Raw genomic sequence first — 13526 nt, forward strand, 5'->3', positions numbered from 1 at the left:
AATGGCTTGACTCTCCCACCATTATGGCCTTTTTAACAGCACATCAAATCGATACTCGGCACCATAAAAAGACTCAGGCATCGTTAAAATGTCAACGTCATATCCGGACATGTTGCCGATCCTGATGAACTCCTCCGGCGCCCACCAAATCCCAATGGCTGACTCTGGATCGTCAAGGAGGTATTGCTCAACGTTTCGACGCTTAAAAAACGCAGCAGCTTTACTACGATGAGGTATGTTGCCAATAAAAATCCGCTTACAAGAGGAGTATCGGCTCGAAAGTGTCGAGACAAGGTGTTCGACATCGGCAGCGGCAAGATACGAAATGACCCCATAGATTACTACTTTGTCTATCTTTTCTGGGTACTCAAACGCGCTTGCAAACGCTACCGCGTCGTCACAGTAATAATGGGTTTTACCTGCATGTGAAAAAAACTCTCTAGCCACCCCAATTAGGTAGTCCGAAAAGTCAACCCCGAAATACTGCTGAACACTTCCAAAAAGATAACTAGCCAGCGCTGCATTTCCACAACCAAGATCAAGGAGCCTCTCATCTGAACGCAAATCGAGCGAGCTCTGTATTTGATCGACAATCATTCTAATATCATGGTCGCTGACAGGTTTTCCATTCACTGTCCTCTTGATTTGCTCCCAGAAAGCATCACGATCAAACTGCTTGGGGTATTCTTTGTGAAGGTAGTCAGCACTCATTAAAAGCCCCTGAACATGAGTGAATTGAGAAGTCTTCGTTCAACATGCTTTTGAGGGTATCGGAGGCACACCACATCATCGCATCAAGAATCGATAAGTTCGGTACATAATCGTATGGGCCCTGACGATACTCTCGAATACGTGTTTCCAGAAAACGAAGCTCGATACCCGCTTCTAAAAACTCCAATGGGTCAAAGAGGCTTTTTCCTCCCATGGGGTTGAGGTATTCGGTCGCGCCCAGTGCTTCAGAGATTCTCAACGCCCACTGACCGGAATGCACCACACTCTCAATACCAATACCAAGATCAAGATCAGAATAGACCACAATTCGTGTCTTCACCCCAAGGTAATCCGCGAGTAGTCGAAGGGAGTTAACTAAGAAAGCAGACAATCGGCAGCCCTGATAACTTAGAGCGTCCTTGAAAACCGCCATCACCTCCTGATAATGGGGTGCGGCTCGATAATGGGTCAACTTACCAACTAGGCTCATCCGCCAATCCGCATTCTCATCAATATCTATCTGATCGATAAAGTCAAAGCGCCCTCGTTTGCTCAAAGGTACAGTGAGATACTGCCACCCCTTCTCGGGATCTGGGTGGAGGATTCGGTTTCTATTCACCCAACCTTTATTCACAAACTGACAGTGATCGAATACTACCCAGAGATCTGCCTGCGCTAGTAATTGAAAGTATCCCGGATAAGGGAAAAAATAAGGCTGCATTATGGCCAGCTTCATTCTTTGCTCCCATATCTACCAGTACTTTTGTTAACCACGTCATGCAGGCAATCAATAATCCGAGCGAAGTCGTGTTCACTCAAATCGCTATAGATAGGAAGGCACAAGATACGCTCTGCAACCGATGAGGCACGCTCATAGAAAGCTGAAGAATCAAAGTACATTGGAAAATCTGAAACGAGAGGATAGAAATAACGACGCACTAAAACTCGCCGCTCTCGAAAGTCGTCATAGAGCTCATCTCGCGAAACTGGAAACTCGTCTTGCACAAGCACCGGACAATACGAATAGTTCCACTGTGTATCCAATGGCTCGTCCATTAATTTCAAACCAGCAATACCCGCTAATGCGGCTTGGTACTTTTGGTAGACCCGCCGTCTGGCCAAAATATCTTCATCAATCTTATCCAACTGCAAGAGGCCAAGAGCAGCTTGGAACTCATTCATCTTGCCATTAATGCCAGGCGCGACAACGGTAGTTTCATTTGCAAAGCCGAAGTTCTTTAGATAGTCCACTCGCTGTTTCGTTTCTTTATCCTTGAGGATTAAAGCACCTCCCTCAAAGGTATTAAAAACTTTAGTAGCATGAAAACTAAGCACCGAAATATCGCCAGCATCGAGAAGACTGCTGCGCTTATGACGTACCGCAAAAGCATGTGCAGCATCATAAATAACATGCAAACCATGGAGATCGGCTATACGCTGTATTTCACTTACGTTTGCTGGCGTTCCGTAACAGTGAACAGGGAGAATAGCTGTTGTTTCTGGCGTTATCGCCGCTTCGATTTTCGAAGCATCCATATTGAAACCGTCAGGCTCAATATCCACAAACACCGGCTTCAATTTATTCCAAAGCAGCGCATGGGGCGTCGCTGCAAACGTATAGGGGGTTGTGATAACTTCTCCAGTAACCTCCATAGCCTGCAAAGCGGTAACCAGTGCAATTGTCCCATTGGTAAATAACGACAGATATTCAACGCCAAGATAGTCACAAAGGCGCGCCTCTAACTCCTCGTGGAAACGGCCGCCATTGGTCAAACGCCCACTTTTCCAGATTTCCTCTAAGAGCGGCTGCAACTTTTCCAAATCAGGAAGGCTAGGCCGAGTGACAGTGATCAGGTCTTCAGACAAAGCGTAAACCCTCAGAGGAAAAATAGTAGTTATAAGTTAACCCCATCCTAGCAGCAAATTGAAGCGTCACTCCAATGACTTTCCGCTTGATCAAATGGCGGCAATTTCTTACCTCATGTCCCAGTCAGTTTAATGGCAACCCAATCCTCAAAACACGCAGAAAAACTCAAAGCGATGCACAACCTTCTGTAAATTATCAGTTTTTAACAATGTGGCACGAGCATGGCTTTGTTTCTACCAAACGGCAAACAAACGAATTCCAGCCGGCAAAGGTTCACCACAGTTTCATGAACCTGGTTTCCGGCAATGCTGAGCAGGGAGAACAGACATGCCTCAGATTATTAACACCAACATCGCGTCGCTAAACGCTCAACGCAACCTTAATGCTTCACAGCGAGATGCAGATACAACGCTTCAACGTCTGTCTTCCGGCTTGCGCATAAACTCCGCTAAGGACGACGCTGCGGGCTTAGCTATAGCTGAGCGCTTCAGCTCTCAAGTGCGCGGCCTCAACCAAGCGGTTCGAAACTCCAACGACGGCGTCTCTCTGGCTCAGGTGGCGGAAGGCGCACTGGGCGAATCCGGCAATATTGTGCAGCGTATGCGCGAGCTTGCTGTTCAGGCTGCCAACGCAACAAACTCGGCCTCCGACAGAAAGGCATTGCAGTCGGAAGTGAACCAACTCAAGCAGGAGCTGGAACGCATAGCGACGACTACAGAGTTTAACGGCCTTAACCTACTTGACGGCACCTTTCAGGCGCAGAAATTTCAGGCTGGGGCTAATGAGAACCAAACGATTTCAGTGTCGATTACAGGCACTCGAATCGACAGCCTTGCGAACAATACTCGGGACACTGTCGCTAGTGGCACAGGGACAGGCTCAATAGCAACAGCGTCAGGCACTGCTCCTACTGAGAACAATCTCGACCCTCAAAACCTGACAATTTCCAGCTCGCTAGATGAGCAAACGGTTGCGATTACCGCTTCTGGCGCAACAGCCGAATCTATTGCCGCCGAGGTCAACAAGAAAGCTGAAACCACAGGGGTGACAGCTTCTGCAAGAACATCTGTAGACTTTGGACCACTCTCGGCTAGTGGCACCGTCACCATGAAATTATCGACTGGTGATGGCAATGAAGCCACAGTATCTGCACAGATCTCCGATGTCACAAACATTGAAGCTCTGGCCCGTGAGATAAATGCCAGCAGCGGCAAAACCGGCATAACGGCGGAAGTCGATGGCGGCAAAATGAAGCTCATTCAAGAGAGTGGTAAAGACATTGTTATTGAGGGCTTTTCCAATAACGGTGGCGGCACCGTTGCGCTGGAGAGCTCTTCCGGAGACACCGCAACGCTCACCGACGGAGCCACCGATAGCGCGCGGATTGCTGGCGAAGTCACATTCGACTCTGCAACCAGCTTTGCTGTCTCCAGCGATGTAGGCGGCGCCACAGGGCTATTTGCAGCCACCACCGCCTATGGCTCGACAGCGGAAACACTGGCAGACATAGACATCAGCGATTTTGAAGGCGCAAGCAGTGCCATGCGAGTATTAGACTCCGCCCTTGAGACCATCAATAGCATTCGCGCAGACCTTGGTGCAGTCCAGAATCGACTGGAATCAACTATTGCGAACCTAAGCACCACTTCAGAGAACCTCTCTGCGGCCCGGTCGCGCATTCAGGATGCGGACTTTGCAGCGGAATCTGCAAATTTGGCGCGCACACAGGTACTCCAGCAGGCAGGCCTTTCGGTATTGGCTCAGGCCAACGCTCGGCCGCAGCAGGTATTGCAGTTGTTGCAGGGATAAGCGTTCAAGTAAAACCCCAAAAGGCCGGGCAAGTGAACCCGGCCTTTTGAGTTAAAAGAAGTTGCACCTTTAGACTTCGAACATGGCCTTTAAGCTTAAGGCGCTGGCATCTTTTTCTGAGATGATCAGCTCGGCGGAATCAACATCTCCCCAGCCAATCGCCAAAGTTTCGTCATCCCATCGAATGCACCGCTCATCATCCGGATCGTAAAACTCGGTACACTTGTATTGAAAATCTGCCTCGTTACTTAAAACGCGAAAACCGTGAGCAAACCCCGGCGGTATCCATAGCATCCGATGGTTCTGACAAGACAAATACTCGGCCACCCACTTCCCAAAGGTTGGTGAGCCTCGCCGAACATCTACAGCCACATCGTATACCTCTCCGCGACTGACCCAAACAAGCTTGCCTTGCGGTTTTTCATCCTGAAAGTGCAATCCACGCAAAGTGTTTCGGCAAGAGCGGCTAAAATTATCCTGAACAAAGTTCACGTCTAGCCCATGCTGTGCAAGCTCCCGCTGGTTCCAGACTTCCTTAAAGAACCCACGGCTGTCACCGAATACCTTAGGCAGTATGAGCTTCACGTCAGGCAAAGCCGTATCTTTTATTTCCATTTACGACGCCTCTTTAGAATCTGAGCCTGCCAGCTTTTTAAGATATTCACCGTAACTGTTCTTGTGCAGTTTTTCCGCCTGGTGCATCAACGCATCACGGCCAATGTAGCCCATCCGGTAGGCCACTTCTTCAAGGCAGGCGATTTTTAGCCCCTGACGTTTTTCGAGAGTTTCGATAAACCCAGATGCCTCGTACAAAGAGTCAAACGTGCCTGTATCCAGCCAAGCGAATCCCCGCCCCAGTAACTCAACATTTAGTTTTCCTGCACTCAAGTACGCTTGGTTAACGGCGGTTATTTCCAGCTCACCTCGACCCGATGGTTTAACGGCTTTTGCCACTTGAATCACATCATTGTCATAGAAATACAGACCCGTAACTGCGTAATCTGAGGCCGGTTGTTCAGGCTTTTCTTCAATGGAGATGGCGTGGCCAGCCTCATCGAACGCCACTACACCAAAGCGCTCTGGATCTTTTACCTGATAGCCAAAAATCGTTGCACCTGTATCTTTGCTCGCCGCACGCTGCAGGCGCTGACTCAACCCTTGGCCATAATAGATATTATCGCCCAGCACTAAGCACACACTGTCTTCACCAATAAAAGTTTCGCCAATCAAAAAGGCCTGAGCGATACCCTCGGGCCGAGGTTGTTCCGCGTAACTCAGTTCAATGCCAAACTGCTTTCCGTCGCCCAACAGTCGTTGAAAGGAAGGGCCGTCCTCTGGCGTGGTAATAATCAAAATCTCGCGGATACCGGCAAGCATAAGCACCGACAATGGGTAATAGATCATCGGCTTGTCATACACCGGCAGTAACTGTTTAGACACTCCTTGAGTAATGGGATACAAGCGAGTTCCAGAGCCTCCAGCAAGTACAATCCCTTTCATCTCAATATCTCCTTTTCCGAAAGAGAAAACCGCTCATCAATTACTCGGGCTACACCGTCTTCCCAACGAGGTAAGTGCAAACCAAAAGCCTTTCGCAAACGGTCACAGCTCAAGCGTGAGTTAAGTGGTCGCGCGACGCCACCAGCATAGTCAGCACTGGTTACTGGTTTGATGGCATCCGTATCCATTACCGTTCGCATACCCTTAGCGCGTAACTGCTCTGAAATAAGAACAGCGAACTGCCACCAAGAGGCTTCTCCAGATGCAGCCAAATGATAAAGCCCACAGTGTTTTCTATCATCAAGCGCTGCCAGAACCCCATGAGCGGTGACATCCGCAATCAATTCCGCAGAGGTTGGCGCACCCACCTGATCACACACAACACTCAGGCTCTGTCGAGAGGTTAAAAGCGGCAGCATAGTGCTGAGGAAATTTTTTCTACGCGCGGAGTACACCCAGCTTGTTCTGAACACAAGGTAGTCGCAACCACTCTGGGTAATAGCCATATCTCCGGCGAGCTTGCTCTTGCCGTACAAGTTTAGGGGTGCCGTCTTACTGCTCTCATCGTATGCTGAGCTCGAATTGCCATCGAACACATAATCCGTTGAGTAATGTACAAATAAAGCACCTATCTGTTTGGTTTCTTCAGCCATCACTCGGGGGGCTTCTGCATTGATGCGAAATGCCATTTCCTGCTGGGTTTCTGCCGCAACCACATCGGTATATGCCGCCGCATTTACAATGACATCTGGCCTAGTGCTTTGAATACAAATGCGCAGGCTCTCAGGCTTTTCCAGATCAACCTTCAGCCCGTCATTACGGGTGATCGCCTCTACGCTTCCCAATACAGAGAGCGAACGGCGCAACTCCCAACCCAACTGCCCTTCAGCTCCAAAAAGAAGAATTCTCACGGCTCTATCCCCTGCCGGTATGCGCCACTATTAACACGTTCACACCAAAGCGGATTATCAAGATACCAAGCAATCGTTTTTCTCAGCCCCGTTTTTAGGTTTTCGCGGGGCTGCCAAGCCAGATCTCTTGCAATTTTGCTCGCATCAATCGCATAGCGCCTGTCATGGCCCGATCTATCTTGCACAAACGTAATCAGATCCTTGTACCAGGCAACTCCTGCGGGCTTTTCTGGAGCCAACTCTTCTAATACTTCGCATACGGCATGAACCAAATCAATATTCCGCCTTTCCGCGTTTCCGCCAATGTTATACACCTCCCCGGGCCGAGCTTCTGTCAAGACTCGGTAAAGTGCTTCTGCATGGTCATCAACATAGAGCCAGTCACGGATCTGTCCCCCATCGCCATACACCGGTAGCGGCTTCCCCTCCAGAGCATTTGTAACCATCAAAGGAATCAGTTTTTCAGGAAACTGGTAAGGTCCATAATTGTTTGAACAACTCGTAATCAATACAGGTAGCCCATAGGTTCGGTGCCAAGAGCGCACGAGATGATCAGAGCTTGCTTTGCTGGCGCTATATGGGCTGCTGGGCGAATAGGGTGTAGCCTCGTGAAAGCGCTTTGTTGCGCCACCCTCCACATCGGCAAGGTCGCCGAACACTTCATCGGTACTGACATGGTGAAAACGGAACGCCTGCCGCTCCTGGCTTCCTAAACCATCCCAATAATGTCTGGCGCTTTCAAGTAATGTGTAGGTGCCAAGAATGTTAGTCTCGATAAACGCTGCGGGGCCCAAAATCGAGCGGTCCACATGGCTCTCAGCTGCTAAATGTAAAATGGCGTGAGGACGGTATTCCTCAAGGATGCGGTCAACAGTTTTTCGATCACATATATCCCCGTGCTCAAACCTGTATCTAGGGCTTTGGCTGAACTCGGCAAGGTTATCCAGATTTCCGGCATAGGTGAGCTTATCGAGAACAACCACCTGATCGGCCGTGGCGTTAATGATATGCCTCACCAACGCCGAACCGATAAACCCGGCACCGCCCGTTACCAATAGTGTTCGCTTAGTTGCCATGCCCACTCCCGCCAATAAAACGCAATATCACTCGGCAACATACTACCTCATCAGTAAACCCACGGCATTTGCCAGCAACGTTGTGAGCAATTGAAAGATAGATGCAGGTGCGAAGCTTGCCAACCCATGTCACCTGAATAATGCGGTGTAAGTCCTGAAAGGTCGTATATGGCCTGATCAGCATTCGCCACCAGATAGGTCGTTTTGCTCCGACGAGTGATACTTTGACTGGGTATGTGTTGTTGATCGTTGCGGGCATTCAGGTTTCGATGTTTTTGGGATGGGATAGTTGCTTCTATGCTGGATAGTGTAACTAGGATGGTCTCGACCCGAAAAATCGTCTTTGCCGATTCAGATGTCCATGTATTGCCTTCATCTTATGTGTGACCTGCAAATCCGGTTCACAGGACCTTGGAACACACCTCGCCAAATGGCATTATATGCCAATCACTAAGCTGGAGGTGCTTACATGGCAACGAGAAATATAGTTTTAACCAATCATCAGGAACAACTGCTAGGCGCCCTTGTTAAAACTGGTCGGTATCAAAATGCCAGCGAGGTTCTTCGGGAAGGCCTTCGCCTTGTCGAGGAGCAGGAATTGCAACATCAGCAGAAGCTTATGACTTTGCGAGATGCCGTGGCTGAAGGCCTGCAAGACGTTGAAGAGGGACGCACTGTCAGTCTGGGCGTTGGCGAAGATATTACCAAATACCTCTCACGCAGGGCTTCTGAGCTTACTAACAAGGACTGAGCCTTATGCCCCCACTATGGACGGTGGAATTTTCGCAAAGAGCTGCGGCGGATTTTGACGAGATTATACTTCATACCTTCAAATACTTTGGGCAGCATCAGGCCCAACGCTATAGCGAATTAATAGCTCATAGCGTGAGGGAACTGTCTGAATCAGGCCCAGATCATTATCTCGCAAAAACCCGTCCGGAACTGCATGCCGATATTCAGAGCATGCCGATTCGAAGGGTGGGAATGAATGCGAAGCACCTTCTTTTCTTCAAAGAAGTCGTCGATAAGCAATCAAGAAAAATCGTGATCTTACGTATCCTGCACACATCGATGGATTTTGAGGAACACTTCTAAACTGGCACACCTTTCGCTACACCTCATACAAAGCACAGCAAACCACCAAAAAACTGCAGGCCTTTGCCGCAATTTTTTAGCGCAGCGGCAGGTAAACGAGGTATCCCATGCAAGCCAAACATCACATTCAGGAATCCCATTCCCAACAGGCACAGGCGGCTCGGCTGCTTCTGCAGGCCAATCTTGCGTATGGCGAGTCCAACAGCAGCGGGTTAAGCCATATTCAGCGTTTACAAGCCCGGCAAGAATGCCGTGTGTATTTGGAAGAGGTGATTGCGCTTGATCCAAACAATGCAATTGCCTTGGGTTTATTGGGGCGTGTCGAAATGGATGACGGGCAACTTGAAAACGCCCACGACCTTTTCAACGCCAGCCTGCGGGTTCAGCCTGATCAGGCGCAGCAGTACGCAAATCTGGGCTACTGGGCACTGAAAACCGAGCGCCCTGCCCTTGCTGAGCAGCATTTCCTGCAGGCTCTGGACCACGCCCGGCAATCCGCCGCCGCTTTTTGCGGTGTCGCCCACGCCAAGCGCTTGCAGGGTCAATTTGATGTGGCCTATCTGCACTACCGCAAGTTGTTAGAAACTGGCACCGAATGGGATTCCGTATACAGCGGCATGCTAACCTGCGCCCAACATCTCGCAGTAAACAAAGCGGATAGCAACTTGGCTTTGGATGCTATCGCACTGCTAAGCCATGAGGGCTTGCCGCATCAGGAAATCGGTCGCTTTGTAGCGTCCATCATCCGCCAGCAATACGATTTGGATAACCCTCAAGCAGAGATTTTTCTGGATTCTGCGAGCGCCGATGAACTATTACTTCTGGCCCTGCAAAAAACACTGATGCCAGACCCTGCGGTGGAAGAACTGGTTGCTATGCTACGCCGCGCGATTTTGACAGAAGTCGCCCAGACGGTAGAACTTAGGGAAGACTTACAACAGCTCGTGCTCGCTGTCGCTCAGTATGCAGACCGTACCGGCTATGCCCTCGCGGCTGCGGACGATGAAACACGCTTAATAGAAGCGGTTAACGACAGCCTCAAAGCACAGATCGTAATGGGCGAACCTCAGGAAGCCTTGATTGGCTCGCTAATGATCAGTGCCATGTACGGCGCCCTATTTCATCAAGACTTTGCTGTGCAGCTTGGGCAGTGGAACCTGGTGGACTGGCCGCTGGCACTTCAGCCTGTCCTCGCTGCCAGCTACTACCACCGCGCCGAAGAAGAAGGCATCAAACAGTGCTTTGATGAGAAAGCGGCAGAGCTGTGTCTGGATAAATCTGACGTAGCACAAGCTTGGCCGGTCTGGTCAAAACTGGCTTACCGAGCGGAAAGCAGCTTGAAGTCACTGATGGCCACAGAGCTAGGATTAGCCACAGACAAGCTACCAGACACCTTACGCGTGATCGTATGCGGCGCTCAATCTGGCCAGCGTGCTATGGAGCTGGCCCGCTATTTGGCAGACGTTGAAGTGATCGCCGTAGATGAATCCTTGGCCAACATCGCCAGAGCGACTCGCATGGCTGCGGAATTAGAGATCAGCAACATTGTGTTCTGGCCCTGGTCTATTGCGCAGCAGTTTGTCGCCGATGGTCATAAGGTGCACTGGGTTGAAGTGGGCCGCCTGCCCTCACCAGCCATGACAGAACTTTCCTTGGCTGCATTGGTGAACAGTGCCGCCGGCTCTGGTGCAATAGTTCACCTACATACAGCCATAGCCGAACGCACAACCGGCGACCGGCAAATGCGGAAGTTGATTGCAGAACACAACCTTCAACCGACCCGCGCCACCCTGCTACAGCTTCGGCGAATGGTTCTGAGCAACCGACAGGACCATACTTGGCAGGAACTTGCCCAAGAAGATGACTTCTACAGCATAGGCGGCTGCCGAGACCGCTGGTTTCAGCCACAGGACGAGGCCCAGCTGAAAGACCTGATGGCGATGGTGAGTAACGAAGTGGAATGGAAGCTGGTAAAAGCGCGCGATGAAGATGGCCACAGCTTGGCCACTAAGCCAGTTCAAACACAAATTCAGGCGGAGGCTCTGGGGAGCGAGGTGCAGAGCTTGATGGGGCAGAATTTGAGTGTGTATTTTCAAAGGCGGCGATGAGGCGTTAAAGGGAAAACGGCCCCCTCCCGAGGCGTCGGACCGCCCCAACCCCTCTCCCGCAGGGGGAGAGGGGCTTTTACTGCAATGGTCTCGGGCCTAGGCATAATCCTGCAGGCTCTAGGTGTGTAGCTCCCCTCTCCCTTCACGGGAGAGGGGCAGGGGGAGAGGGTGCATTTTAAAAGCGGCCCAACGGGCCAACATTTAGCCCCTCGCCCCTTTCGGGAGAGGGTTGGGGCGGTCCGACGCATCGGGAGGGGGTCGTTCTAACTCCCAATTCTCCTGCCCTCCAACTCCTCATAAATTACAGAAAGCACCACATCAATCTGCTTCAAAATTTCATGATTCCAAAACCTCAGCACGGTAAACCCTTGCGAACGCAACCAAGCATCTCGCACCTGATCGCTTTCCGAATCATTGTGCTGACCGCCATCGGCCTCGACAATCACTCTTGAGCCAAAATGCACGAAATCGACGATGTAAGGCCCAAGAGGCTGCTGGCGGCGGAAGCGCTTTCCGTTTAAACGATAGGCTCTGAGGTGAAACCAGAGCAGTTTCTCCGCATCGGTCATGTTTTGGCGGAGGTGTTTGGCGAACTGAGCTTGGTTCATTGGGCCATCCTTGGCTTTGGTGGTTTTTTGGGGACTTTTACTGCATCCCCCTCTCCCCAACCCCTCTCCCGCTAGGGGAGAGGGGCTTTACTGCACTGGCCTTGGGCTTTGGCAGAGTCTTACAGGCCTTGGGCGTGTAGCTTCCCCCCTCTCCCGCGAGGGGAGAGGGGCTTTTACTGCGCTGACCTGAAAACTTGGCGGAATCTCGCCGGCTTTGGATGTGTAGCTCCCCTCTCCCTTCACGGGAGAGGGGCTGGGGGAGAGGGTGCATTTCAAAAGCGGCCCTACGGGCCAACATCATTTAGCCCCTCACCCCTCGCGAGAGAGGGGTTGGGGAACGGGGGCCGTTTTTTACATATACGGAATCAACGATTCCCCATACAAATGCAAATCCTCCAAAATCTGCTGCTTCTGCGGCGTCAGTTCCGGATCACTAGCCAGCCGCTGCAGCTCCAGCCCGAACGCCTCAAGAGACAGCCAACCTTTTTTCGGAGCCATTAAGCGCTGAGAGCGAAACTGTTCCCAGCGCTCAGACTCTTCACTGGTTAATGAGTCAGGATAATTACGAGCACGATAACGGAAGAGCATTTCCTGCAAGCGCTCGTCTTTGAAGCTGAACGCTTCTTCAACTAACGATTCCGGCGGCGTTTGTAGCACTCGATTCAGCTCACTTCGATCGGCTGGGGAAATAAAGCCGCCAGCATAAAGTTGTTCATCGGGGTCCGTTAGGTCGCCTTCATGGGGCTGGTCGAATGCTTCAGCAATTCGCTCCGCCAGTCCCGGCGCCTTTCTCAGCAGGGCAAGATTCGCTCGAAGGGTATCGCCATCAAGCTCCAGCTCGTTCAGGCGTTCGGTGGTAAGCGTCGTGAGCATGTTCGCGGGTGCCAGAACTGGGCACTTGTTCAGCTGTACACCTTTTAACGGAAAGCGCCTCTTGTCTCCCAGATCTGCCTGAGAGGTGAATACCCGCTCGCGAATCTGCTCCGGTGTAGCGTTAATCAGTTCGCTCGGATCTTCCCTTAGGTCATAAACAATCACCAGATTTTTATTGCTGGGGTGATCCGCCAACGGCGCAACCATGGCGCAGCAACCACGAGTTGCCGGGTATTTGGCGGATATGTGGAAGACTGGCTTCATGGCAGCCGTATCCAACATAGCTCGTGCGGAGTGTTTATCTTTGTTGTTAAGAACAAAATCAAACAACTTCGGCTGTTTGTCCCGAATCAGCTTGGCAACGGCAAGGGTTGCTTCCACATCCGACATAGCATCGTGGGCAGCTTCGTGGGCGATGCCATTGGCGGTTGTGAGCGCTTCCAGTTTAAAGCTGGGGCTGCCATCTTCCTTGCGCGGCCAGTTGATACCTTCGGGCCGCAGAGCGTAGGTCAGCCGCACCATATCGATAATATCCCACCGAGAATTACCGTTTTGCCACTCCCGAGCGTAGGGATCTTGCAGGTTACGGTAAAGCGTATGGCGGGTTACTTCATCATCAAAACGAAGGCTGTTATAACCTACCACACAGGTACCCGGCTGGCTGAACGCCTCATTAATACGGGCGATAAACTCGGTTTCGGGTAAGCCTTCCTGCATCGCTTTTTGCGGTGTAATGCCTGTAATCAGGCAGGCCTCTGGTGATGGCAAGTAATCGTCAGTGGGTTTGCAATAAATAACCAGCGGATCTTCAATAATATTGAGATCCGCATCGGTTCTTATGCCTGCAAACTGTGACGGCCGATCATGGACCGGGTCCACACCAAATGTTTCGTAATCGTGCCAGTAAAAAGAGCGGATCAAGCGAAGACTCCTGCCTTATGAATCATTAGGTTCAGGAGTCTAGCAAA

13 protein-coding genes are annotated in these 13526 nt (G+C 50.9%); 4 read left to right on the forward strand and 9 right to left on the reverse strand.

Annotation, left to right across the window (positions count from 1 at the left end; genetic code table 11):
• Positions 1–21: 21 nt before the first annotated feature.
• From FE845_RS02810 to FE845_RS02820, 3 genes are read right to left on the reverse strand one after another with little or no spacing between them, the layout of a single operon-like run.
• Entirely contained in the window at positions 22–711 is a 690-nt protein-coding gene (locus tag FE845_RS02810; protein WP_200361646.1) for a class I SAM-dependent methyltransferase, read from the reverse strand.
• Positions 701–1447, reverse strand: coding sequence for a WbqC family protein (locus tag FE845_RS02815; protein WP_200361647.1), 747 nt, complete (start codon positions 1445–1447; stop codon positions 701–703). The genes FE845_RS02810 and FE845_RS02815 overlap by 11 nt, the downstream gene beginning before the upstream one ends.
• Positions 1444–2577, reverse strand: a complete 1134-nt coding sequence (locus FE845_RS02820) for a DegT/DnrJ/EryC1/StrS family aminotransferase (RefSeq protein WP_200361648.1) — start codon at positions 2575–2577, stop codon at positions 1444–1446. Before FE845_RS02820 ends, FE845_RS02815 begins: the two co-directional genes overlap by 4 nt.
• 328 nt (positions 2578–2905) lie before the next feature.
• Between FE845_RS02820 and FE845_RS02825 the strand changes: the two genes are divergently transcribed.
• Positions 2906–4387, forward strand: coding sequence for a flagellin (locus FE845_RS02825; protein WP_200361649.1), 1482 nt, complete (start codon positions 2906–2908; stop codon positions 4385–4387).
• 69 nt (positions 4388–4456) lie between these two features.
• Here the strand turns inward: FE845_RS02825 and rfbC are convergent, their stop codons facing one another.
• Genes rfbC through rfbB form a run of 4 tightly spaced genes read right to left on the reverse strand, consistent with a single transcriptional unit; the run spans position 4457 to position 7874 of the window.
• A complete protein-coding gene (gene rfbC, locus FE845_RS02830) occupies positions 4457–5002 on the reverse strand; it encodes a dTDP-4-dehydrorhamnose 3,5-epimerase (protein ID WP_200361650.1) in 546 nt (181 codons plus the stop codon).
• The gene (rfbA, locus tag FE845_RS02835; protein WP_200361651.1) at positions 5003–5887 is read right to left on the reverse strand and encodes a glucose-1-phosphate thymidylyltransferase RfbA; all 885 of its coding nucleotides are present in this window, start codon (positions 5885–5887) and stop codon (positions 5003–5005) included. It abuts the gene before it with no gap.
• Positions 5884–6798 carry a dTDP-4-dehydrorhamnose reductase gene (gene rfbD / locus FE845_RS02840; protein WP_320159661.1) on the reverse strand — a complete coding sequence of 305 codons (915 nt, stop codon included), beginning with the start codon at positions 6796–6798 and terminating at the stop codon, positions 5884–5886. Before rfbD ends, rfbA begins: the two co-directional genes overlap by 4 nt.
• Positions 6795–7874, reverse strand: a complete 1080-nt coding sequence (rfbB, locus tag FE845_RS02845) for a dTDP-glucose 4,6-dehydratase (RefSeq protein WP_200361652.1) — start codon at positions 7872–7874, stop codon at positions 6795–6797. The genes rfbD and rfbB overlap by 4 nt, the downstream gene beginning before the upstream one ends.
• Before the next feature lie 469 nt (positions 7875–8343).
• Here rfbB and FE845_RS02850 point away from each other — a divergent pair, with 469 nt between their 5' ends.
• From FE845_RS02850 to FE845_RS02860, 3 genes are all read left to right on the forward strand, one after another.
• Positions 8344–8625, forward strand: a complete 282-nt coding sequence (locus tag FE845_RS02850; protein WP_200361653.1) for a type II toxin-antitoxin system ParD family antitoxin — start codon at positions 8344–8346, stop codon at positions 8623–8625.
• A gap of 5 nt (positions 8626–8630) precedes the next feature.
• Positions 8631–8969 (forward strand): type II toxin-antitoxin system RelE/ParE family toxin, encoded by a 339-nt coding sequence (locus FE845_RS02855; RefSeq protein ID WP_200361654.1) that lies wholly within the window; start codon positions 8631–8633, stop codon positions 8967–8969.
• Between the two features lie 107 nt (positions 8970–9076).
• Entirely contained in the window at positions 9077–11077 is a 2001-nt protein-coding gene (locus tag FE845_RS02860) for a hypothetical protein (RefSeq protein ID WP_200361655.1), read from the forward strand.
• A 263-nt stretch (positions 11078–11340) separates the two neighbouring features.
• On the opposite strand, the gene FE845_RS02865 is transcribed toward FE845_RS02860, so the two are convergent.
• Together FE845_RS02865 and sbcB are read right to left on the reverse strand one after the other, a co-directional pair.
• Entirely contained in the window at positions 11341–11685 is a 345-nt protein-coding gene (locus tag FE845_RS02865; RefSeq protein ID WP_200361656.1) for an endonuclease domain-containing protein, read from the reverse strand.
• 351 nt (positions 11686–12036) lie between these two features.
• Positions 12037–13479, reverse strand: a complete 1443-nt coding sequence (gene sbcB / locus FE845_RS02870; RefSeq protein WP_200361657.1) for an exodeoxyribonuclease I — start codon at positions 13477–13479, stop codon at positions 12037–12039.
• Positions 13480–13526: the final 47 nt, after the last annotated feature.

It is taken from the genome of Marinobacter sp. 1-4A, assembly GCF_016597725.1.
Classification (GTDB): Bacteria; Pseudomonadota; Gammaproteobacteria; order Pseudomonadales; family Oleiphilaceae; genus Marinobacter.

Bases quoted from the DNA above. Each gene is read 5' to 3' on its own strand.
- FE845_RS02810 (WP_200361646.1), bottom strand. From the start codon at position 711: ATGAGTGCTGACTACCTTCACAAAGAATACCCCAAGCAGTTTGATCGT.
- FE845_RS02865 (WP_200361656.1), bottom strand. From the start codon at position 11,685: ATGAACCAAGCTCAGTTCGCCAAACACCTCCGCCAAAACATGACCGAT.
- FE845_RS02815 (WP_200361647.1), bottom strand. From the start codon at position 1,447: ATGAAGCTGGCCATAATGCAGCCTTATTTTTTCCCTTATCCGGGATAC.
- rfbA (WP_200361651.1), bottom strand. From the start codon at position 5,887: ATGAAAGGGATTGTACTTGCTGGAGGCTCTGGAACTCGCTTGTATCCC.
- FE845_RS02860 (WP_200361655.1), top strand. From the start codon at position 9,077: ATGCAAGCCAAACATCACATTCAGGAATCCCATTCCCAACAGGCACAG.
- FE845_RS02825 (WP_200361649.1), top strand. From the start codon at position 2,906: ATGCCTCAGATTATTAACACCAACATCGCGTCGCTAAACGCTCAACGC.
- FE845_RS02855 (WP_200361654.1), top strand. From the start codon at position 8,631: ATGCCCCCACTATGGACGGTGGAATTTTCGCAAAGAGCTGCGGCGGAT.
- FE845_RS02850 (WP_200361653.1), top strand. From the start codon at position 8,344: ATGGCAACGAGAAATATAGTTTTAACCAATCATCAGGAACAACTGCTA.
- rfbC (WP_200361650.1), bottom strand. From the start codon at position 5,002: ATGGAAATAAAAGATACGGCTTTGCCTGACGTGAAGCTCATACTGCCT.
- rfbB (WP_200361652.1), bottom strand. From the start codon at position 7,874: ATGGCAACTAAGCGAACACTATTGGTAACGGGCGGTGCCGGGTTTATC.